Origin of the sequence: Thermosynechococcus sp. PKX95, from assembly GCF_031583295.1 — a bacterium.
Taxonomy (GTDB): Bacteria; Cyanobacteriota; Cyanobacteriia; order Thermosynechococcales; family Thermosynechococcaceae; genus Thermosynechococcus.
In genome coordinates, this window is the sequence record NZ_CP134171.1 from 1,619,056 (window position 1) to 1,639,812 (window position 20,757).

The window sequence follows — 20,757 nt, forward strand, 5'->3', positions numbered from 1 at the left end:
CCATGCGTATCGGTGTCCCCAAAGAAATGAAGGATCAAGAATTCCGCGTCGGTCTGACGCCAGCAGGGGTGCAAAGTCTGCGGGAGCGCGGCCATGAGGTTCTCATTGAAAGTGGCGCGGGGGTGGGTTCAGGCTTTCTCGATGAGGCCTATGTTGCCGCAGGTGCCCAAATTGTGGCCACGGCCCAAGCCGCGTGGGATGCCCAACTGGTGGTCAAAGTCAAGGAACCCTTGCCCTCGGAGTATCGCTATTTGCGTTCTGGCCAACTGCTCTTTACCTACTTGCACCTTGCCGCTAGTCGGGAGCTGACGGTGGCTCTGTTGGAATCGGGGATTACCGCGATCGCCTATGAAAGTGTTGAAGAAACGCATCATCACCAACGCAGCTTTCCGCTGCTAACCCCCATGAGCATGATTGCCGGTCGCTTGGCAGTGCAGTTTGGTGCCCGCTTCCTAGAGCGTACCCAAGGGGGGCGGGGAGTGCTCCTCAGTGGCATTCCGGGGGTGCGGCCGGGGCGGGTTGTCATTTTAGGGGGCGGTGTCGTCGGCACAGAAGCGGCGCGGATGGCTGTGGGTTTGGGGGCACAGGTGAGCATTCTCGATATTAATGTCGAGCGTCTCAAGTATCTAGAAACCCTCTTTGGCGCCCGGGTGGAGTACCTCTACAGCAGTTCTCACCTCATTGCTGAGCTATTGCCCCAAGCGGACTTAGTGATTGGTGCTGTCCTTGTGCCGGGTCAGCGTCCTCCCTGTTTGGTGCCCAAGTCCCTTGTGCAAACGATGCGCCCCGGAGCAGTGATCATTGATGTGGCCGTGGATCAAGGGGGCTGTGTGGAAACGCTGCGACCCACGACCCATTCCAACCCCACCTATACCGCCTTTGGTGTGGTTCACTATGGCGTGCCGAATATGCCGGGAGCTGTGCCTTGGACAGCCACCCAAGCCCTGACGAATAGCACCTTGCCCTATATTCTTTGCCTCGCCGATCATGGCGATCGCGCCCTCGAACTCTCCCCTGCCCTTGCCAAGGGTCTAGTGGTCAAGCAGCACCATTTAGTCCATCCCGATGTGCGGGTTGTCTTTCCTGATCTTTAGGCCGACGATCAAGTACCTCTGGACAGGCTGAGCCCCGTTCTCATTGACGCTCATCCCGCTAAGGCTAGGCGTATAGCAGGAGATTCCCCGTTCACAGCATCTCTACGAAAAACCTAGGCCGTGCTAGTTGAAGTCCGTCCGAGGTGGAGAGAAAGTATTCTAGGCCAACATCGAGGCCAACCACCCGCTTCAAGACTTGCTGCAATGCTTGGGCGTTAACCGACGCTAAATCAGGGTTGAACTGCTTTGCTTGGGTTAATCCTTGGCACTGCACGTTGAAGCTGGGGTAGGGGGCATCCGCTGGGATGATGTACTCGCTCTCGCTACGCACAGAGCAGGCATTGACTGGACATTTGCGCGAAGCAATCCAGTCTTTGCGCTCCCTCAGCGCATCATTTCAAAACTTGGCGACACACGTCTAGATCGTAGTCGATCTGCTTAGCCTGCTGCTGGGTTAGTTTTAGTTTGTACTCGTACGTCAGGGTGATCATGAGTGGACTATAGCTATCAGTCGCACCCGATGTTCGGTGCTAGCTCAATATATCCAGCAACAAGCTGAGATTGAGTGACTGCTCCCTATGGTCGCCCGCCGCCTCACCACTACCTAACCGCTTTGCGGTATAGACGGAGCACTGCGGCGAATTTTGGTAGATTGAATGGCAAGAAACTCATTGACACAAGGGCAATAGTAACGTCACAAAGTAAAACACAAGGGGTGCCGTAAAAACATAGCTATCGGCGCGATCCAAAATGCCGCCATGCCCGGGAATCAACTGGCCAGAATCTTTGACGCCGGCATCCCGTTTCATCATTGACTCCGTTAAGTCCCCCAATAGACTGGCAATGCCAATCATGAGGCCAAACATTGCACCCAAAAGCCAAGGGAGTGGCCAGCCGAGGGAATGTGCTCCCCAAAGGGCGACGCCTAAACTCCCTAAAACGCCAAACACTGCCCCTTCTACGGTTTTCTTGGGACTGATGTGGGAAAGCCGTGTCCGGCCAAAGAGCTTACCAACAGCATAGGCACCAATATCTGCCGCCCAAATACAGACAAAGGCCAAGAGGGTTACCTGCAACCCCAAGGGCAAAGCGGTGAGTTGAAACTGCTCTGGCCAAAATCCTCCCAAAGGTAATGTTGCCTGTTGCTCCAATCCCCGCAAGCGCACCCAATAGCTTGGCAAATAGCCGCCGTAAAATAGCCCCATGATTGAAGTGGAAATGTCGGCGATCGAGGCCAGCTTGGGTTGAAATAGCAAGTAGAAGCAAATGAAGGTACCTGCGACGGGAAAGACAGCATCCGCAAGGTCTGGACGCAGCAGTGAGGTGATCAGGAGCACTTGACTCACCACGAGGGTGGTTTTAGCCGCCGGCGCACTCCCTTTGGCACGGGCTAATTCAAAGTATTCCAGTTGACCCAGATAAATCAGTGCCCCAATGCCCAGACAAAAATACCAACCGCCTAAAAAGGTCATCAGCAGCGCGAGAGCGATCGCGACAAGTCCACTGGCAATGCGGATCCAGAGCATGGTGGTGAGGGGCGGTGATAAGGAGAGGGGGTTACGATTGAGCCGCGCGTTGAGTGTTTGCGTAGCGCGTCCAAAGAACGATCGCCGCTACAATAAAAAGTTTAATCTAAATTCACCAACGTTAAGGAAACATTAACAGACTCGCAGCCAAAACAGGATGCATGGCAATGTCCTTGGCAAGCTATAACGGATCAGGGAACATCATGGGGGCAAGGGCGTCATGAAAAGCGATTGGTCTGAGGTCGATTGTATCCATGACATCCAGTCTTCCCCTTGCTTGGACGCGTGTTGAGGAGACCAGTGCTCGGGTGACGCTGCCGCTGACAAAACTTACACCCCAAGAGTTGGTTGTCCGCTGTCAAGCCGGCAGAACCCCAGATCGTGCTGCCTTTACTGAATTGTTGCGGCGATACCAATCCCATGTGGAGCGAATTATCTATCACCTCGCGCCCGACTGGGACGATCGCGCCGACCTTGTGCAAGAAGTCTGGATTCGGGTCTATCGCAACATTCACAAACTCCAAGACGCCAGCAAATTTCGGGGTTGGCTCAGCCGCATTGCCACCAACTTGTTTTACGATGAGTTGCGCAAACGCAAACGCCATCAACCGCCCCTGTCGCTGGATGCACCCCTGAAAACCCAAGAGGGTGAAATGAGCTGGGAACTTGCCGCCAGTGATGCCAGTCCCGATGACCGGTTGCGTACGGATGAATTCTATGATCAATTACGGCGGGCGATCGCCAACCTACCGGCAACCTTTCGGACAACGATTGTTCTGCGGGAAATTGAAGGCCTCTCCTACGAAGAAATTGCCCAAATCACTGGGGTTTCCCTCGGAACCGTGAAATCGCGAATCGCCCGTGCCCGACAGCGACTCCAACTAGAACTCCAACCCCACCTCGATCTCCCTTCAACCTGATGCGAATCACCCCTACCCTTTTCCTGCAAGGACAGACCCCTATGATGGACGAACTGGATCACTGCAAACGCGATACCTTTGAACTCCTGAGCGCCTACCTCGATGGTGAAGTGACGGCTGCAGAACGGCAACAGGTGGAAGCATGGCTGGCCACTGACCCCGAAGGCCAACGCCTCTATCAGCGACTCCTGACCCTCAAGCAACAGATGCAAGAACTGCCCGTACCCTTGACCCCCTGTCCAGCGGATCGTTTGGCCGCTGAAGTGATTGCTAAGGCCCATCGCCCCCGTCGTATTTGGGTCTTAGGGAGTGCGGGAGCAACCCTAGCGGCATCCTTCGTGGCAATGCTGACGGGTCTAATTCCCAATCCCTTCTCCAGTCTGCCTGTGGCTATCACCAGTCCTGCCGGCATTGAGCCAGCGGTATCTCCTCTACCGATTGAGCCAACGGCAGTTGGTTTGATGCTCAGTCTTGACCGTCCCCCTGTGGCCATTCCCGTCAGTGAAACGGCTCCTGCGGCGCTGCCGGCACCTTGGGCAAGTTCACAGCCAAGGACTGAAGCTACTGACCAGGAATAATCTCCGGCTTGAAGGGACGCTCCAAAAGACAGTTGAGGGCAGCTTGGGGAGTGAGGTCGCCCCTCAGAACGGCATTCACCATCGCCGTAATCGGGATATCTAACTGGTGCTGCTGGGCATAGGTGCAGAGCACGCGAGCAGTGTTCACCCCTTCAGCCGTCCCCTTGGTCAGCGCTAGGGCTTGGGAGAGGGATTGACCCTGGGCAAGATGCCACCCCACTTGATAGTTGCGACTCAGGGCGCTGGTACAGGTGGCGAGGAGATCCCCTAACCCTGAAAGGCCGTAGAAGGTTTCCACTTGTCCGCCCCAGTGGGTACCCACCCGCACCATTTCCACCAGTCCTCGGGTAATCAGGGCAGAGCGGGCATTGACGCCAAGACCCAGACCATCATTGACGCCACAGGCGATCGCAATCACATTTTTGAAGATGCCCCCCATTTCCACACCCCGCCGATCCTCATTGCTATAGAGGCGAAAGGTGGTACTGCCCAAACAGTCTTGCACTGGCTTGGTGGCTGCTGGCTTTCCCCCCACCACTGCCGCTGCCGGTAGTCCCTGTTGAATTTCACCGGCCAAGTTGGGACCAGAAAGAACGACGAGATCGTGATGCGGGCAGTAGGTTTGCCAAATATCCGCTGCTGTGGCAAAGGTTTCTGCTTCTAAACCCTTGGTGGCACTGACAAGGATGGTGTCTAGGGGGGGCTTGAGGGCGGCCACTTGGGCAGCGACTTCCCGCACAGCTTTGATGGGGAGAGCCGAAACCAATAAGTGAATCTCTTGGAAAAGAGCAGCCGAGAGTGCCCCCTGCGATCGCCCCCAGCAGGAGACCCTGCAGCCCTGTTGCTCAAATAGGTATGCCAGTGTTTGTCCCCAATGACCTAAGCCCAAAATCAATACCCTTGGGGACATACCATCCCCGTCCTAGGGCGTAACCGTTAGATTTTGAAATTGTTGCTGCTGTCGTTTGCGAAAGGCCTCTGCTTCAGCATTAAGATTCTCCATTTGATCCGCCACTACTTCGTTGGGATCGCGACCATCGATCAAACGCAGGCGATTCATCAGTCCGGGCACGGAAAAGTTGCCATTCTGGGGATTAAGAATGCTTCCCAAATCATTGGCATTGCCGTTTTGTTGCCAGCCTTCCATTGGGTTATTCGTGTTTGCAGTCTGGGCAAGCGCCATACCCCCGAGATTGAGAGTGAGTGCAGCAAGGGCAAGACTGGTGAGATAGCGAGGTGTCATGGGTCACTCCTCAAAACATGCGCTAGGAATGCAGACGATAGGATGGCTTAATCGGTGCCGAGGGCTGTACAAGGGATTATACCAAGTCTTTGTCCTTGCCTAGGGGTTGCAGAAGTAGCATTGACTGGGATCGGCAACGGCTTCAGGAACTGGCACTGTGAGTTGGTGCAAACAGCGTTGACAGCGGTAACGGCTGGCTTTGATGGCGCTGGTGGGTGCGCCACACCGTTCACAGGGTAGCCCCGGCAGTTTCTCACGAGCCACAAACCCCGGCCAACCACACTGAGGACAGCCCTGAGCCATTGCTTGAACGAGGTCAGCAGCCGCTTGAGCAATCACCTGCATGCGCGTCGGGTTCATGTGGGCCCGCATATCGGTTTCAAGGTGAATGGTGGGGCAATCGGTTTCCAAGGTGGCGATCGCCCTTTGCAACTGTTCCTCGCTTTGAATCCCTTTGAAAATTGGCGTATTGGGTAGAGGATCCGCCTGCGCCATTGCAATCAAACCATGGGATGGAAAGCCCACCCGCTCGGCAAAGGCCAAGGCCTCTTCAAGATGACTCACGGTGGCATGGTTAAAGTTGGTTTCTAGGGAGAGCACCTCCCCCCGCAAGACAAGGTCATGGCGGCAATCCACAAGCAGGATGAGTTCGCGATCGCTCGGAAGCATCGGAAATTGCGGATGAGGGCCAAAGCTCCCCTCACTGGCAACCACTAAGTCTGCCTCCGTTTGTGTCAGCACCGCTTCTGCCTTGGCGAGAGCTGCCTCCTCTTGGGTGCCACAGCGGGGAATTTCACGGCTAAACGTCCCAAAGCGATCGCTATCAAAATCCGAGGCCACAACCACCGTTACCCCTAGACGCGCCAGCACCGGGGCGATCGCCTGCTCTTTGCCATGCTTGGTGGCAAGAATAGCTGTTCGTCCTTGGAAATAGGAATCCGTCGCCTTAAACATCACCGCCGAGGTATGCCTCAATCACCTTGGGATCATTTTTAACCGTCAGGGGATCCCCTAAAGCAATGAGTTGACCAAAGTCCAATACTGCCAAGCGATCGCACAAACTCATCACCAAGGGCACATGGTGCTCAATGAGAATCACCGTCAGGTCAAAGGTCTCCTTGAGGCGGCGAATTAACTCACAGAGGTCTTGCTTTTCCTTGGGGTTCATACCCGCAGCCGGTTCATCTAACAAGAGCAGGCGGGGTTGCAGTGCCAAGGCACGCGCCAGTTCAAGGCGGCGTTGTTCACCATAGGGTAAGTTGCCTGCCCGCTCGTGGCGCCGCTCATAGAGATTCACCCAGTAGAGGAGTTCCTTGGCGCGGTTTTCCAAGCGCTCCTGAACATACCGTACAGGCGCTGCTCCCCAGAGGTTTGCCCAAAAACTGGCAGGGGCATGGAGATGCTGTCCCATGCGCACATTCTCCCAAACACTCATCTCTGGAAAGAGGCGAATATTTTGAAAGGTGCGAGCAATGCCCAACCCAGCAATCTGGTGGGGCTTAAGCAGGTGCAGGGGCTGCTGCTGAAACTGAATTTCTCCTGAGGTGAGAGGAATTAACCCCGTCAGCAGGTTAAAAAGGGTGGTTTTACCAGCGCCATTGGGGCCAATAATGCCAAAAATCTCCCCCGTTGCCACGCTAAAGGACACGCAATCAACCGCCTTGAGGCCGCCAAAGTAGCGGCACACATTCTCTAAGGTTAGGAGTGGCTGCGACATCTAGGGCTGAGAAGGGGGAAGTTTCTCGAAGGCTTGGTAGGCCATGCGCGAGACTTGGCGAATGAGTTCACTACCTCGGGGATCATTGTAGGGGCGTTTCACCATCATTGCTGCCACATAGCGTTGGCCATTGGGCATATCCACCATGCCCGCATCTCCCACCACAATACCAATATCGCCAGTTTTGTGGGCAATCGTAGCCCCTTTGCCAAGGCCAGCGGGCAAGAGGGTATTAGTGACCGTGCGCCGCATAATGTCCAGCAGGCGATCGCGACTACGGGGGGAGACAATTTCCCCCTGACCAATTTTCAGCATCAGCGTTGCCAAGTCGCGAGGGCTAGTGGTGTTGGTGCCCTTCATATCCGGTAGCAGATTGTTGATCACTGTATTTTCTAAGCCCCATTCCTGAAACTGTTGGTTGAGCACGGCTGCGCCCCCAAGGCGATCAATAATCATATTCGTTGCCGTGTTGTCGCTAATGGTAATCATTAAATCGGCCACCTCAAGGGCGGGGTACTGGGAATTCGGCTTTTGGTATTGCAATGTGCCCGCCTCAGAAGCAATCAGATCCGGACGCATGGTGAGGCGTTCATGGAGCGTGACTCGTCCCTCATCCACCGCCTTGAAAAAGGCAACAAGGATGGGAAATTTAATCGTAGAGGCCGCTGGAAAGACCGCATCGCCGCCTACATTCAGAGATGCCCCGGAGTCGAGGTTAAAAAAGTACAGCCCCGCCGTCAGATTGGGTTGACGGCTCACCAGTTGTTGAATTTGCTGTTGCAGAGTGGGGAGGGGACGTTCTGGGGGCAAGTTGGGGGTTGGTGTTTCAGGAGCGATCGCCTGACTGGCCGTGGTCTCTAGGGACAGTTTTTCAGGCTGCAACACCGACAGCAGTGTGCCGACTATGGTGGCAAGGGCAACCACACTGACACCAAAACGCAAACTGATTAAAAACAAATTAGGACGGGGAGGCGTTGGGCTAGGAATTACTGCTGGACGAGGCAGTGAGGAAAGCGTAGAGGACGGAACCATTGAACGAAACCGAGCAACCATGCCATTTACTGTAGAGGGAAGGCGTCCGAAGAAATCGTGGCTGCGTGCCGAATCGCCCACTCCACCTGACGAAGGATGCCCCGCAACAGCGCCACTTCGGCATCCGTGGGGTAGGCACGCCCGAGGAGCGATCGCACCTTGGCCATACGACTAGCAGCGGTATGGGGATACAAAAAACCAATCTGGAGCAGCACCTCCTCTAAATGGTCATAAAACCCCTGCAACCGCTCAAAGGGGACGGCAGACCCTTGGGGAAAAGTTCCCGCACTGTCGCAGGCCGTCAACCACAACTCATAGCAGCATACGGCAACAGCTTGCGCCAGATTCAAAGATGGATAAGCATTAGCCGTAGGAATCTGCACCAAACCATGGGCACACTCCAATTCTGCATTCGTGAGTCCCCGATCCTCGCGACCAAAGACCAGTGCCGACTGCGGGACAGCCAACAGTTGCGGTGCCGCCTGACGCGGTGTCCACAGAGGTAACGCCAAATCCGCCACCTCTCGCCCCACCGTGGCAAAGACCCGCTGACAATCCGCCAGTGCCGTTGCGAGGGAGTCCGTCATTCTGGCTTGCTGGAGCACATCCTCTGCATGAACCGCCCAGCGACGGGCTAGCTCTCCCTTGGGATCACAGCGGGGACTGACAATCCACAACTGCTGTAACCCCATATTTTTCATCGCACGGGCAATGCTGCCGACATTGATCTCCCCTTGGGGTTCCACGAGCACAATACGTACCGGAGGCAGGGTATCCACGCTTGCTGGCTGAGCCAAAATAAAAAAATAATTAACATTTTCTAGATGATTTTAGAAGACTTCTTTAATCTTTCTCAAGTCCTTACAAATTCAGGACTTTGCTGCATATTTCATAAAATTTAATAACTGTAACACGCTGAGTACGGTTCTTAGCGCAATCAGTAAAATTGGAAATAACTTTTTAGGTGTGACCCCTACTCGCAAACCGCGTTCCCTTGCTTAGGAAGTTCTCCAGAGATTTCCTAGGTACAGTCCTGTTCTAAAACATGGGGGACACAAAGGGGGCTTCTCTCCTATAGAGACTTTCACCGTTTTAACTGTGTTCCATCCCTGTGAAGAGGGCTGGGTTTTGGGCTGGCAGCAGGGGTCTTGACTTATGTGGTGTGGTTCTGTCAATGAGGAGTTAACTCATGTGGCGTTTTATGAGCTTGCATTGGCCAAAACTCAGTGCCGTCGGCATCCTGTACTGTGGTCTAGCCGCTGGCTTAGGTTATCTTACGAACCTACAACTGGATGCAATGCACAATCAAGCAAAAAATCAAGCCATCACCGTGCAATTGTCCCATAGCCTGAATGACCTCAATCCCTGAGTCAAGAGGCTTTAGCTTCGAGGGGGAGATCCTCCGTCAGACCAATTTCCCGTTTCAGCAGCTCAACCGACTGTGGATCAATGTAGCTTTCGCAGCAAATGAGACGGGGGATGCGAATCAACTCATGACGGGCCGCCGCAATAGCTGCTTTGACCCGTTCCCCACTGGCGCGATCGCTAATGATCGTGTGGGCACGGTGCACCAAGGCATTGAGCTTATAGCTATCGTTGGCTTGAGCCGTCACCAAGAGTAGCTCATCCCCTCGCAAACTGTGGATCATCACCTCGGCCACACCGAGGGTACCGGAACTCAGGCTCACCAACCCCAAGCAGGAGCCTTTTGGCAATTGTCGCACCACTTCCAGTTCCCGCTGGTAGTTGTAGATGTCGATGAAAAATACTCGCACGTCCTTATCGCGGGTAATCGCTTCCGTCATGCTGGCAAAATAGCGCACGGTAACGACAGTTGCAGAGGTATCGCCATCAAGGACGGTTTCTAAGTCTTCAAGAAAAATCAGCTCGACGGGAATTGGCAGCAGTTGTTGCAGTTCCTGAACAATCAGTTCGCCAGCCCCTTGATCGTGGCGGGGCACCGTCACCAAAACCCTCACTCCGGCTTTCTGGCGGGCATCAATCTCGGCAAGGAATAACTCGCGAATTTGACTCAGGGAATAGCCCATTTCGAGGAGGGTATCGACACTTTCTTGAACAATGCGGTGTACAGGCACAACAGCGGGTCGGCGTTGGCGAGGACGGGTTTCCTCTTGGCCGAGGGCACGCACATAGATGCCCGACCCCACTTGGGGCACGACTAAACCAGCAGCTTCAAGGCGTTCGTAAACTTTGCTGATCGTGTTGCGGTGCAATCCAGTTTGCATGGCGAGCTGCCGCGTACTGGGCAAGCGATACCCCGGCGGAAATTGCCGTGCAGCGATCGCAAAACTAATTTGGTTAAAGAGCTGAGTTGAAGCAGGAATTTCGCTATCTGGTTGGATGTGGAATTGAACCATACGTGTCCTTTCGCCCATCAGGTACTGTCCTAGAGGGATACGCCCTCCTTGGTGTGACTATGCCAGATGCAAAACCTACCCCCAATCGCTGCATAAACCGTCACAGTTAGTGAGTAATTTTACCGCACTTGCTACCGATCGTTCTTTTTGGGGCGATAAAGCACGGTTACAGGGTCACCACCAAGTTGTCGCGGTGGACAATCGTATCGGCAGCGGCATAGCCGAGGATCTTGGCTAGTTCGCTGGACTGTTGCCCCTGCACACGCCGGATTTCTTCACTGTTGTAGTTGACAAGGCCACGGGCAATTTCAGTGCCTGCGGGGTCACAGAGCTTAACAGCATCTTGGGCTTGAAACTCCCCTGCAACACGGGTGATGCCTGCTGCTAAGAGGGACTTGCCACCCACAGTAATGGCCTTAACGGCACCCTCATCGAGCCACAACTCGCCTTTGGGAATGAGGGCACGGGCAATCCAGCGTTTGCGGGCATTGATGGTTTTGGGACGGGGTTCAAAGTGGGTGCCCAAGGGCTCACCCGCAAGAATTTTTAGCAGGTTGGTGGGCGATCGCCCATCGGTAATGACAGTGCGTACGCCGGCTTCGGTGGCAATCTCGGCAGCCCGAATTTTGGTGGCCATGCCCCCGGTGCCCCAAGGGGAGCCAGCAGCACCAATTTGAATCGTTTGGGCTAACTCGGCTAAGGAGACCACCCGCTCAATGGGAACGGCTGTTTTATCAATGCGCGGGTCCGCTGAGTAGAGGCGATCGACATCCGTGAGCAAAAATAACCAATCGGCTTCCACAAGGCTCGCCACAAGGGCTGAGAGAGTATCATTGTCGCCAAACTTGAGTTCATCCACCGCCACCGTATCGTTTTCATTGACAATGGGGATGACGCCCAGTTCAAACAGCGCTTGGAACGTGTTGTAGATATTCAGGTAGCTCTGGCGATCGACAAAATTTTGCCGCGTCACGAGGATTTGGGCAATCGGCTGGCGCAGGACTGAAAAAAGATCATCGTACATGCGCATTAGGTGTCCCTGCCCCACTGCTGCCACTGCTTGTTTTTGGGCTAATTGTTGGGGACGCTCTGTTAAGCCCAAGCGCACAGCACCCACGCCCACCGCCCCAGAGGAGACGAGTACCACGCGATCGCCCCGCCGTTGACAGTGACACAAGACCTCCACCAGTTGGGCAATGGTGGCCAAGGCTAGATTTCCTTCTTTACCCCCCGTTAAGCTCGATGTGCCAATTTTGACGACCAGTGTTTGTGCCATGGGGAGTCGGGACGGATATTGACCAGTGGGTATAGGATCAGACGTGCTCATTGTATCGCGGTGGGAGACAGCCAATGAACTCAGGGTTTTGGTCTGAGGTGCTGCAAACCTGTCAACAGATTCAACAGGTGGTTGCCCCCCGTTTGCTGGAGTGGGCAGGGCAATCCCCCAGCGATCGCAAAGCCGATGGCAGCCTTGTTACCCGCGCCGACCTTTGGGCCGATCAGAAAATCACCGCGATGCTGCAAGAGCGCTTTCCCCACCATGGCTGCCTGAGTGAAGAGGGCAACCATACCTACGGTGGTGAACAGTGGTGTTGGATCATTGATCCGATTGATGGCACGACTAACTATAGTCATGGTCTGCCCATTTGGTGTATTGCCCTCAGTCTGCTCTACCAAGGCACACCCGTATTTGGCTATGTGCACGTTCCCGGCTTGCAGCAGACGTTTTATGGCTTCTATCAAGCCCCTGACCATGCCAACGGTGCCTATTTGAATGAGAAACCCATTCGCGTCAAGGTCAGTGAGCCAACGTTGCAGACGTTTTTTAGTCTTTGTGCCCGCAGTACTGATGTGCTCAAGCGCTCCTTCCCCTGCAAAATTCGCATGTTGGGATCCGCCAGTTACAACTTGCTGACCGTTGCTGCGGGTTATACGCTCGGTGCTGTGGAGCGCACACCTCGCATTTGGGATGTTGCCCCCGCTTGGCCAATTGTCCATGCCGCTGGTGCCCACTGGCAATGGTTAGACCCGCCAGAACCGTGGCAGAGAATGTTTCCCATTCAGCCGGGGCAGGAAGCCGGGAGTCGTATCTTTCATACACTGGTGAGTGCCAGTCCCAGCTTGGGGCAATTTTTTGCAGCGTACATTATCTAAAATGCGTACATTATCTAAAATGCAGCTTGAGGGGATCAGCTCATCAAAAATCATGCAAAGCAATCTTTATGAAAGCGACTTTTATGCTTGGACCCTAGAGCAGGCGAAGTTGCTCAAGGGAGGCGACTTTGGCCATCTTGATATTGCCCACCTAGTAGAGGAAATCGAAGCCTCGGGACGGCAGGAGCGGCAAGAACTAAAAAACCGCCTCGGTGTTTTGATTGGGCATTTGCTGAAGTGGGAGTATCAGCCAGAAAGACGCAGTAAAAGTTGGCGAGTCACGATTCAGATGCAACGACGCGAGATTAAGGATTTATTGGAAGAAAATCCTAGCCTTCAGTCTTATCTAACGAAGGCGATCGCCAAAGCCTATTTGGCAGGACTAGACTTAGTGTGCTTGGAAACGCCCCTAGACTATCCAGATTTACCCCCAACCTGTCCCTATACCCTAGAACAATTGCTCGACCCAGACTTCCCGCGAGATTTGTATCCCACGGAATAGTTCACCATCAAAGGCCATGACCTCTCCTCTGTATGACACGGACTTTTATGCCTGGACCCTAGAGCAGGCGAAGTTGCTCAAGGCAGGCGACTTTGGCCACCTTGATATTGCCCACCTAGTAGAGGAAATCGAAGCCTTGGGACGGCAGGAGCGTCGGGAGCTAGAAAATCGCCTCGGGATTCTCATTGGACATCTCCTGAAGTGGGACTATCAGCCACAAAAACGCAGTAAAAGCTGGCGAGCAGCCATTCGCGAACAACGGCGAGCTGTGCAGAGACTGATCCATCAAAACCCCAGCCTGGAACCCTACTTACCCCAGGCGATTGCTGAGGCCTATGAATCTGGCAAAGATTTAGTGGTGCGTGAAACCCCCTTGGACTACTCAGATCTCCCTGAAACCTGCCCCTATACACTGGGGCAACTCTTTGATCCCGACTTTCCTGCCACGAAGTAAAAAACTTCAGCGTTCTGAAGCATACTCATGGCATCAAGGCTATACTGGCAGTGACGACGTGGAGTCGCAGTATGGATACAGCCCAAATTAAAGCTCTAGTGGAAAAAGCCCTAGAAGATAAAATTCTTACCCTCGAAGAGCATGGCCAAATTATTGACGCAGTGCTTTCCGATGGCCAAATTTCCGAAGAAGAGGAAAAAATTTTACAGGAACTCCTCGAACGGGTCGCCTCTGGGGAAATTGATTCCCAGTATTAGGGTGTTTTCATCTGCACTCGCCCTTGGCGCAGGACGTGCCATTCCCCCGATTGCCATTGCACGACGGTTGAAGGTTCTGGGGGGGTAGGGGGTAACTGCCACGGGTGGAGCGTCAGCACTTGGGGAAACTCACGGGCGATCGCCCCCCATTCAATGAGTGGCGGCTGACCTGAACGGTTAATACTGGTGGTGGCCAATGGTCCTGTTTGCTCGAGGAGGGCTTGGGCAGGCGGCCAATCGGGAACCCGCAAGCCAATCGTGCCTGTACCTAGGGGGTTCAAACCCGCAGGAAGTTCAGCAGCGGGCAACACCAAGGTCACGGCTCCCGGCCAATAACGCGCCGCCATAGCAGACCACTGCTCCCATTCAGCAGCACTACCGCGCACAAAGGGCCAGAGTTGCTCAGGATTGGCGCCCATGAGGATCAAGGGTTTAGACGGTTGGCGCTCCTTGGCAGCATAGATCAATTCCCCGCGATCGCACCGACTGGCCAAGGCGGGCACCGTATCGGTGGGAAAACTAATCAACCAATTGCCCGCTCGCACTGCGGCGACTAAGGCAGCCATACTCACCTGTGCCATATTTCTCCTCTACCAACCCATGGCAGCACCTTCCCCCCGCGGATCGGCTGCCCCTTCCAATTGTCCCTGATCCAAAACGCGAATTAAGCTGGCATTTCCCCAAGGGCGGCTTTGTTCTACCCGATAGCCCCACTGTTGCCACGCTTGAATCCAAGAACTTGGAATCGTTGGCTCGACAAAGAGGGTATCCGGTGCCCACTGCTGATGAATGCGGGGACGGGCAACGGCGGTGGCGGCATCCTGCCCTAAATCAACGACGTTCAGAAACAGTTGCAGCACGGTGGTAATAATGCGACTGCCGCCGGGGGAGCCTAAAACCATATTGGGGCGATTATCCTTGAGGACAATTGTTGGACTCATGCTCGAAAGGGGACGCTTGCCGGGTTCGATGCCATTGGCAAGGGGGGCGTTTTCTGATTGAATACCAACCACACCAAAGAGGTTGGGTTGATTGGGGGCAATGGCAAAATCATCCATTTCATTGTTGAGGAGAATCCCCGTTTGCGGCACCACCACACCCGCCCCAAAGGGACCATTGATCGTAAAGGTTAGGCTAACAGCATTTCTTTGGGCATCGACAACATTCAGGTGACTGGTGTTGTCTGACTCTGCAAGTTGAATTGGGGTTGCGGCACTCACAGCACGTTGGGGACGGGCACGACGGGGAAGAATTTCAGTGACCCGCTGTTGGGCATAGCGAGGATGGGTGAGGGCCGTGACCGGCACCGGCACAAAGTCACTGTCCCCGAGGTAACGGGCGCGATCGGCGTAGGCAATTTGCATGATGCTGGCTAGGTAGTGACCGCGATCGCTGGGGGTAGAAGCAGGGGGCAACAGTTGCCAGAGGTTGAGCATTTGCACAAGGGCCACACCACCAGCAGAGGGGGGTGGCATCGAACAGATCTGAAACGCACGATAGGTGCCACAAATTGGCTCTCGCCAAACGGGGGTATAGGTTCGTAAATCCTCTAGGGTGATCTTGCCCCCTTGCTGTGCCATAAACTCGGCAATCGCTCTGGCAATCCAACCCTCATAAAAGCTGCGGGGATCACGGGCGATCGCCCCCAAGGTTTTTGCTAGCTCCGGCTGTTGAATCACCGTGCCCAAGGGGGGGACTTGGCCATCCCTGAGGAAAATGCGCGCGGCGGTAGCATCGTGCTGCAGAACGGCTTGGCGCATCGTTGCCCACTGCTGATAACGTGGGGTAACCGCAAACCCCTGTTGGGCAGCCTGAATGGCGGGTGCCACCACCTGCGACCAAGGCAGTTGACCATAGTGCTGGTGCAAAGCGGCTAAGCCAGCAACGGTGCCGGGGGTGCCTGCGGCCAAGACCCCATCCAAACTGGCGCGGGGAATCACCTCTCCCTTCGCGTTGAGATACATCGTTGGTGTCGCTTGCAGGGGGGCACGCTCCCGAAAATCAAGGGCACGCAGGGTTTGAGATTGGGCGTGATACACAAGGACAAAGCCACCGCCACCAATCCCAGCGGCATAGGGTTCAACGACGGCGATCATGAATGCGGTTGCCACGGCTGCATCCACGGCATTGCCCCCTGCCTTGAGGATATCTCTTCCTACGTTTGCTGCTGCGAGTTGAGCTGCTGTCACCATTCCCCGCTGGCTAATCGTTTGAGCTGGGGCGGGTGGGGCGGCAAAAAATGTTACCGCTAGGACAATAGCGAGGAAGGGCGATCGCCCCCATTGCTCAACCTTCCCTAGAGTGAATCCTTGCCCCATGATTGATTTGGCTCAAAACTGCTGCGGAACCCCAGCCTGTAAAATACACGAAGAGAGCAGTATTGCAAACGTCCTCAACCGCCAAGGTTCATTTTTGCCATGCCAAATTCACTGTTAGAAACCAGTTGGTGGGTACCCTGTTATGGCTTAGTGGGTGCAGCCCTGACGTTGCCTTGGGCCACCGGTGTTGTGCGGCGCACCGGGCCTCGACCCGCAGCCTATTTCAATCTGCTGATGACGATTGTTGCTTTTGTGCATGGCTTTTTCCTATTGCAACAAACTCGCAGTGGCGCCACCGCAACGATTGTTTGGCATTGGCTACAGGCACCGGGACTCGATCTCTCGTTTTCATTGCTCATCAACAGTGTCACCACGGGGGCTATGGAGTTGGTGACGGGTCTGAGCATCTTGGCGCAGATTTTTGCCCTAGGTTATCTCGAAAAGGACTGGGGCATGGCACGCTTCTTTGCCTTGATGGGCTTTTTTGAGGCGGCCCTCAGTGGCATTGCGATCAGTAACTCGTTGCTCCTCAGCTATGGTCTGTTGGAGATGCTGACCCTCTCGACCTATTTGCTGATTGGCTTCTGGTATGCTCAGCCCCTTGTGGTCAAAGCAGCACGGGATGCCTTTCTCACCAAACGGGTGGGGGATATCTTACTCCTCATGGGGGTAGTCGCTGTCGGCAGCCTTGCGGGGAGTTATGATTTTCCCGATCTCTACCAATGGGCAGAAGACGCCAATTTACCAGACGGTTGGGGCTTTTTACTGGGCTTAGCCTTGATTGCAGGTTCCACGGGTAAATGTGCTCAAGTGCCTTTGCACCTGTGGCTCGATGAAGCGATGGAAGGGCCCAACCCCGCTTCGATTATGCGCAACTCAGTGGTGGTGGCGGCGGGTGCCTATATTCTCATTAAGCTACAGCCGATTCTGGTGGCCTGCCCGGGGGCAAACATTGCGCTGATCCTGATTGGGGCGGTGACTGCCATCAGTGAATCCCTTGTTTCCATTGCCCAGATTGACATTAAACGGGCACTGTCCCACTCGACGAGCGCCTATCTGGGGTTGGTGTTTATTGGGGTCGGCACCAACTGGACAGATTTTGCCCTGTTTGTCTTGCTCACCCACGCGATCGCCAAGGCACTGCTGTTTATGAGTATTGGCAGTGTGATTATGACCACTAACTGTCAGGATTTGACGGAATTGGGGGGCTTAGGCGGACGGATGCCAGCCACAAGTTCAGCCTTTGTGATCGGCGGTCTATCCCTAATTGGCTGTCTGCCCTTGGGTGCCTTTTGGTCGTTTTATCGCGGCATTGACTATTACTGGCAAACCCAGCTTGGCTTGGTGGGGCTGATTTTGCTTGTCAATACCCTAACGGCTGTCAACCTCACCCGTGTCTTTCGCTTGGTCTTCTTGGGGCCTGCCCAACCCAAAACCCGCCGCGCCCCCGAAGTCCCTTGGCCGCTGGCCGTACCAATGGTCACCCTGAGTATTTTGAACTTGCTGGTGCCCTTCATTTTGCAGCGAGTGCAGTTGTTACCGACAACGATTGATTGGTGGATTGTGGTTCTGCTTGTGGTGTCAGGATTCACTGGAATTCTCCTTGGGGGCTTTGTCACTCTCAAACGCCAGTGGACACGTCCGATCAAGGTACCCTTGCGCTTTGTGCAGGATCTGCTGGCCTATGATTTTTACATTGAGGAGTTGTATCGCTATACCGTAGTCTGGGCAGTGCGATCGCTCTCGCAGTTAAGCGCTTGGGTGGATCGCCACATTGTCGATCGCATTGTGAATACAACGGGTGTGGCATCCCTTGTGGGGGGTGAGTTGCTCAAGTACAGTGCCAGTGGTCAATCCCAAGCCTATTTGCTGCTGGTGTTCATTGGTGTGGCGATTCTTGGGGGGGCGATCGCATGGCTACTACTGTAATGCCGCTGTTAAGTTTCCTTCTCTGGGTGCCCTTACTCGGTGCCCTTGCCCTCAGCCTGTTACCCGCTGAAAGTCTGGGACGCACCTACCGCAGTTTAGCCGCTGTCGTGATGGCGATCGCCCTTGTCGTCAGTCTCGCGATCGCCCGTCTATTTGACCCCGCCAATGCAGCACCGCAATTAACCGAGGTGATTCCTTGGTTGGAGCCACTGGGCTTGAGCTATCGCCTGAGCGTGGATGGCCTGTCGCTGCCGCTATTGGTCTTAAATAACTTCCTGACGCTGATTGCCCTCTTGGCCACTTCTGTCAATCTGCCCCGTCCGCGGTTGTATTACCCGCTGGTACTGCTGTTGAATGCGGGTGTCAGTGGCGCTTTTTTGGCCGATAATTTGCTGCTCTTTTTCCTCTTCTATGAATTGGAGTTGATTCCCCTCTACCTTCTGATTGCGATTTGGGGTGGGGCACGGCGCAGTTATGCCGCCACCAAGTTTTTAATTTACACAGCCATTTCTGGGGTGCTGCTCTTGGCTGGCTTTCTGGGACTGGTGTGGTTAGCCCATGCCCCCTCCTTTGACTTTGACCCCCAGTTATCCACCCTCTTACCCCTGAGTTCACAGCTGGTTCTGTTGGGGCTGATTTTGGTGGGCTTTGGCATCAAGATTCCCCTCGTGCCCTTCCATACGTGGCTACCTGATGCCCACGTTGAAGCCTCCACGCCGATTTCTGTGCTGCTGGCGGGGGTACTCCTGAAATTGGGTACCTATGGGCTAGTGCGCTTTGGCGTGCAGTTATTTCCGCAGGCATGGCAAGTTTTGGCGCCGGGGTTGGCCACTTGGGCGGTAGTCAGTGTCCTCTACGGTTCCCTAATGGCGATCGCCCAAACGGATATGAAAAAAATGGTGGCCTACAGTTCCATTGGGCACATGGGGTTTGTTCTCTTGGCCACTGCCACTGCCACTCCCTTGAGTATTTTGGCGGCTATTGCCCAAATGATGAGCCACGGGTTAATTTCCGCCCTCCTCTTTTTACTGGTGGGGGTTGTCTATGAAAAAACCGGCAGCCGCAACATTGAGGTACTGCGGGGATTGCTGAACCCTGAGCGGGGGTTGCCCCTGATTGGTAGCCTGATGATTGTCGGTGTCATGGCCAGTGGCGGTATCCCCGGCATGGTGGGCTTTGTGGCGGAGTTCCTGATCTTCCGCAGTAGTTTCCTCACCTTCCCAGTGCAAACACTCCTGTGTATGGTGGGGACGGGCTTAACAGCAGTGTATTTTCTCTTGCTGGTGAACCGCGTCTTTTTTGGTCGTTTGCCCAATGAATTGACGGATTTGCCGCCCGTGGCGTGGGGCGATCGCCTGCCGAGCCTCCTATTAGCCACGCTAATCTTGATCTTAGGGATTGTTCCCAACTGGCTGATCCATTGGAGTGAAACCACCGTTAGCCTTCTCACCACTGCTGTTGCTACGCTGCCCGTACCATGACCCTGATTACTGCTGCTCCAACCTCCCTGCATCAAGAACTGCGTACCGCCATCCTAGAGCGGTTGCTGAATGGTCAAGCCCTGTTACCGGATACGCCAACCCATGTGATGGAAGTGGTGGGCATCCTCAAAAGCTATGGGGTGGTGCTCAAGGCCTACGCGGAAAATCTCTGCGACATTAGTGAGCGGCAGTTTCTGGTGCTCTTTCCCTTTTTCAAATACTTCAACGGTGAGATTACCATTCCCAAGCTGCTGCGCCACTGGTGGCACGACCGCATTAACTACGAATACGCCGAATACTGTATGCGTGCCATGATGTGGCATGGGGGCGGCGGTCTTGATGCCTTCCTTGATTCGGCAGAATTTCGGCAATTGGCGGCCAAGGCGATCGCCGCTAAACTGCGGGGCAATCCCCTGATGCAATTCGTGAACCAGCTTTTTCCAGAGTTTTTGCTGGAAACGGTGCGGATGCTCTGCTACTACAGTGGCTTGGGGCAGTTTTGGACGGTGATGTATCCCATCTTTCTCACCTTGAGCGATCGCTACGATGCGGGTGAGATTCGCAGCATTCCCGATGTCGTAGATCGTATTCGCGCGGGACTGATTGCGGCTGCCGATCGCCCCATTACCTACAGCGTTACCATTCACGGCCAAACTTACGATATTCTACCGGCTAGCGCTGGTCTTACCTTTTTAGCCGACACCGCCATTCCCTATGTCGAAGCGGTGTTCCTGCGGGGTACCCCCTTCTTTGGCCTCATTTCCTTCAATGCCCAAGCGCAACAAATTTCCCGCGATCAAAGCGAGTTTGGTTATGGTGCCCTGTTTGCGGATCCCATTCCCACGGGTGCGGCTGGTATTCCTCCCACACTGCTCATGCAGGATATGCGCCACTATCTCCCTCCCTATCTTTTAGAGTTCTATCGTCGCCAAGGCCGAGGGGAAGACGATCTGCGCGTGAAAATTTGCCAAACCTTCCAAAAATCAATGTTTTGCGTCACCACAGCGGCAATCACTGCCCTTGCCCCCTATCCTTGGACGACCACTGACCCCCAAGAGCAAGCCGCCAATCGGGCATTCTACGAAACGTGGCTGGATCGCCTCGAAACCTCCCGCCTCTGGAACGTGCAACTGAGCAACTAACCAAGGCTCAGGCAGCGATCCGCGATAAGATA

Annotated in this window: 23 protein-coding genes; 11 read left to right on the forward strand and 12 right to left on the reverse strand. The window is 54.6% G+C overall.

The window, feature by feature from the left end; translation table 11 throughout:
* Positions 1-2: 2 nt before the first annotated feature.
* Entirely contained in the window at positions 3-1,094 is a 1,092-nt protein-coding gene (gene ald / locus RHH81_RS07905; protein ID WP_206199711.1) for an alanine dehydrogenase, read from the forward strand.
* A 91-nt stretch (positions 1,095-1,185) separates the two neighbouring features.
* On the opposite strand, the gene RHH81_RS13075 is transcribed toward ald, so the two are convergent.
* Together RHH81_RS13075 and RHH81_RS07915 are read right to left on the reverse strand one after the other, a co-directional pair.
* Positions 1,186-1,425, reverse strand: coding sequence for a hypothetical protein (locus RHH81_RS13075; RefSeq protein ID WP_310742867.1), 240 nt, complete (start codon positions 1,423-1,425; stop codon positions 1,186-1,188).
* Positions 1,426-1,762: 337 nt separating this feature from the next.
* Positions 1,763-2,620: a phosphatidate cytidylyltransferase gene (locus RHH81_RS07915; protein ID WP_149821646.1), complete on the reverse strand. Its 858-nt coding sequence runs from the start codon at positions 2,618-2,620 to the stop codon at positions 1,763-1,765.
* Positions 2,621-2,874: 254 nt separating this feature from the next.
* On the opposite strand from RHH81_RS07915, the gene RHH81_RS07920 reads away from it, so the two are divergent.
* Together RHH81_RS07920 and RHH81_RS07925 are read left to right on the forward strand one after the other, a co-directional pair.
* Entirely contained in the window at positions 2,875-3,540 is a 666-nt protein-coding gene (locus RHH81_RS07920) for a sigma-70 family RNA polymerase sigma factor (RefSeq protein ID WP_206199712.1), read from the forward strand.
* A gap of 41 nt (positions 3,541-3,581) precedes the next feature.
* Entirely contained in the window at positions 3,582-4,118 is a 537-nt protein-coding gene (locus tag RHH81_RS07925) for an anti-sigma factor (protein WP_225901533.1), read from the forward strand.
* On the opposite strand, the gene RHH81_RS07930 is transcribed toward RHH81_RS07925, so the two are convergent.
* From RHH81_RS07930 to RHH81_RS07955, 6 genes are all read right to left on the reverse strand, one after another.
* Positions 4,102-5,028, reverse strand: coding sequence for an NAD(P)H-dependent glycerol-3-phosphate dehydrogenase (locus RHH81_RS07930; protein WP_310742868.1), 927 nt, complete (start codon positions 5,026-5,028; stop codon positions 4,102-4,104). The genes RHH81_RS07925 and RHH81_RS07930 overlap by 17 nt on opposite strands.
* Positions 5,029-5,040: 12 nt before the next feature.
* Positions 5,041-5,361: a hypothetical protein gene (locus tag RHH81_RS07935; RefSeq protein WP_310742869.1), complete on the reverse strand. Its 321-nt coding sequence runs from the start codon at positions 5,359-5,361 to the stop codon at positions 5,041-5,043.
* A 99-nt stretch (positions 5,362-5,460) separates the two neighbouring features.
* Positions 5,461-6,315, reverse strand: coding sequence for a DUF6671 family protein (locus tag RHH81_RS07940; protein ID WP_310742870.1), 855 nt, complete (start codon positions 6,313-6,315; stop codon positions 5,461-5,463).
* A complete protein-coding gene (locus RHH81_RS07945) occupies positions 6,308-7,078 on the reverse strand; it encodes an ABC transporter ATP-binding protein (RefSeq protein ID WP_310438255.1) in 771 nt (256 codons plus the stop codon). Before RHH81_RS07945 ends, RHH81_RS07940 begins: the two co-directional genes overlap by 8 nt.
* Positions 7,079-8,110: a serine hydrolase gene (locus tag RHH81_RS07950; RefSeq protein WP_310742871.1), complete on the reverse strand. Its 1,032-nt coding sequence runs from the start codon at positions 8,108-8,110 to the stop codon at positions 7,079-7,081.
* A 26-nt stretch (positions 8,111-8,136) separates the two neighbouring features.
* Positions 8,137-8,889, reverse strand: coding sequence for an RNA methyltransferase (locus RHH81_RS07955; protein WP_310742872.1), 753 nt, complete (start codon positions 8,887-8,889; stop codon positions 8,137-8,139).
* A gap of 410 nt (positions 8,890-9,299) precedes the next feature.
* Between RHH81_RS07955 and RHH81_RS07960 the strand changes: the two genes are divergently transcribed.
* On the forward strand, positions 9,300-9,479 hold the full coding sequence (locus RHH81_RS07960) for a hypothetical protein (RefSeq protein WP_206199720.1): 180 nt from the start codon (positions 9,300-9,302) through the stop codon (positions 9,477-9,479).
* 1 nt (position 9,480) lies between these two features.
* On the opposite strand, the gene RHH81_RS07965 is transcribed toward RHH81_RS07960, so the two are convergent.
* Positions 9,481-10,488: a GntR family transcriptional regulator gene (locus RHH81_RS07965; RefSeq protein WP_190278210.1), complete on the reverse strand. Its 1,008-nt coding sequence runs from the start codon at positions 10,486-10,488 to the stop codon at positions 9,481-9,483.
* A 166-nt stretch (positions 10,489-10,654) separates the two neighbouring features.
* Complete coding sequence (proB, locus tag RHH81_RS07970) at positions 10,655-11,764, reverse strand: glutamate 5-kinase (protein WP_206199721.1); 1,110 nt, start codon at positions 11,762-11,764, stop codon at positions 10,655-10,657.
* Between the two features lie 74 nt (positions 11,765-11,838).
* On the opposite strand from proB, the gene RHH81_RS07975 reads away from it, so the two are divergent.
* The 4 genes from RHH81_RS07975 to RHH81_RS07990 all read left to right on the forward strand — a co-directional run bounded on the left by RHH81_RS07975 (position 11,839) and on the right by RHH81_RS07990 (position 13,855).
* Positions 11,839-12,642 (forward strand): inositol monophosphatase family protein, encoded by an 804-nt coding sequence (locus tag RHH81_RS07975; protein ID WP_206199722.1) that lies wholly within the window; start codon positions 11,839-11,841, stop codon positions 12,640-12,642.
* 52 nt (positions 12,643-12,694) lie between these two features.
* Complete coding sequence (locus tag RHH81_RS07980) at positions 12,695-13,144, forward strand: DUF29 domain-containing protein (RefSeq protein WP_206199723.1); 450 nt, start codon at positions 12,695-12,697, stop codon at positions 13,142-13,144.
* Between the two features lie 16 nt (positions 13,145-13,160).
* On the forward strand, positions 13,161-13,598 hold the full coding sequence (locus RHH81_RS07985) for a DUF29 domain-containing protein (RefSeq protein ID WP_206199724.1): 438 nt from the start codon (positions 13,161-13,163) through the stop codon (positions 13,596-13,598).
* A 71-nt stretch (positions 13,599-13,669) separates the two neighbouring features.
* The gene (locus RHH81_RS07990; RefSeq protein WP_011057956.1) at positions 13,670-13,855 is read left to right on the forward strand and encodes a hypothetical protein; all 186 of its coding nucleotides are present in this window, start codon (positions 13,670-13,672) and stop codon (positions 13,853-13,855) included.
* On the opposite strand, the gene RHH81_RS07995 is transcribed toward RHH81_RS07990, so the two are convergent.
* The gene (locus RHH81_RS07995) at positions 13,852-14,436 is read right to left on the reverse strand and encodes an L-threonylcarbamoyladenylate synthase (RefSeq protein WP_206199725.1); all 585 of its coding nucleotides are present in this window, start codon (positions 14,434-14,436) and stop codon (positions 13,852-13,854) included. The two genes, RHH81_RS07990 and RHH81_RS07995, sit on opposite strands and share 4 nt — an antisense overlap.
* Before the next feature lie 9 nt (positions 14,437-14,445).
* Complete coding sequence (gene ggt / locus RHH81_RS08000) at positions 14,446-16,173, reverse strand: gamma-glutamyltransferase (protein WP_310742873.1); 1,728 nt, start codon at positions 16,171-16,173, stop codon at positions 14,446-14,448.
* Between the two features lie 99 nt (positions 16,174-16,272).
* On the opposite strand from ggt, the gene RHH81_RS08005 reads away from it, so the two are divergent.
* From RHH81_RS08005 to RHH81_RS08015, 3 genes are read left to right on the forward strand one after another with little or no spacing between them, the layout of a single operon-like run.
* A complete protein-coding gene (locus tag RHH81_RS08005; protein WP_310742874.1) occupies positions 16,273-18,102 on the forward strand; it encodes an NAD(P)H-quinone oxidoreductase subunit F in 1,830 nt (609 codons plus the stop codon).
* The gene (locus RHH81_RS08010; RefSeq protein ID WP_310453654.1) at positions 18,087-19,583 is read left to right on the forward strand and encodes an NADH-quinone oxidoreductase subunit M; all 1,497 of its coding nucleotides are present in this window, start codon (positions 18,087-18,089) and stop codon (positions 19,581-19,583) included. The genes RHH81_RS08005 and RHH81_RS08010 overlap by 16 nt, the downstream gene beginning before the upstream one ends.
* Positions 19,580-20,725: a CO2 hydration protein gene (locus RHH81_RS08015; protein WP_310742875.1), complete on the forward strand. Its 1,146-nt coding sequence runs from the start codon at positions 19,580-19,582 to the stop codon at positions 20,723-20,725. Before RHH81_RS08010 ends, RHH81_RS08015 begins: the two co-directional genes overlap by 4 nt.
* Positions 20,726-20,757 lie beyond the last annotated feature (32 nt).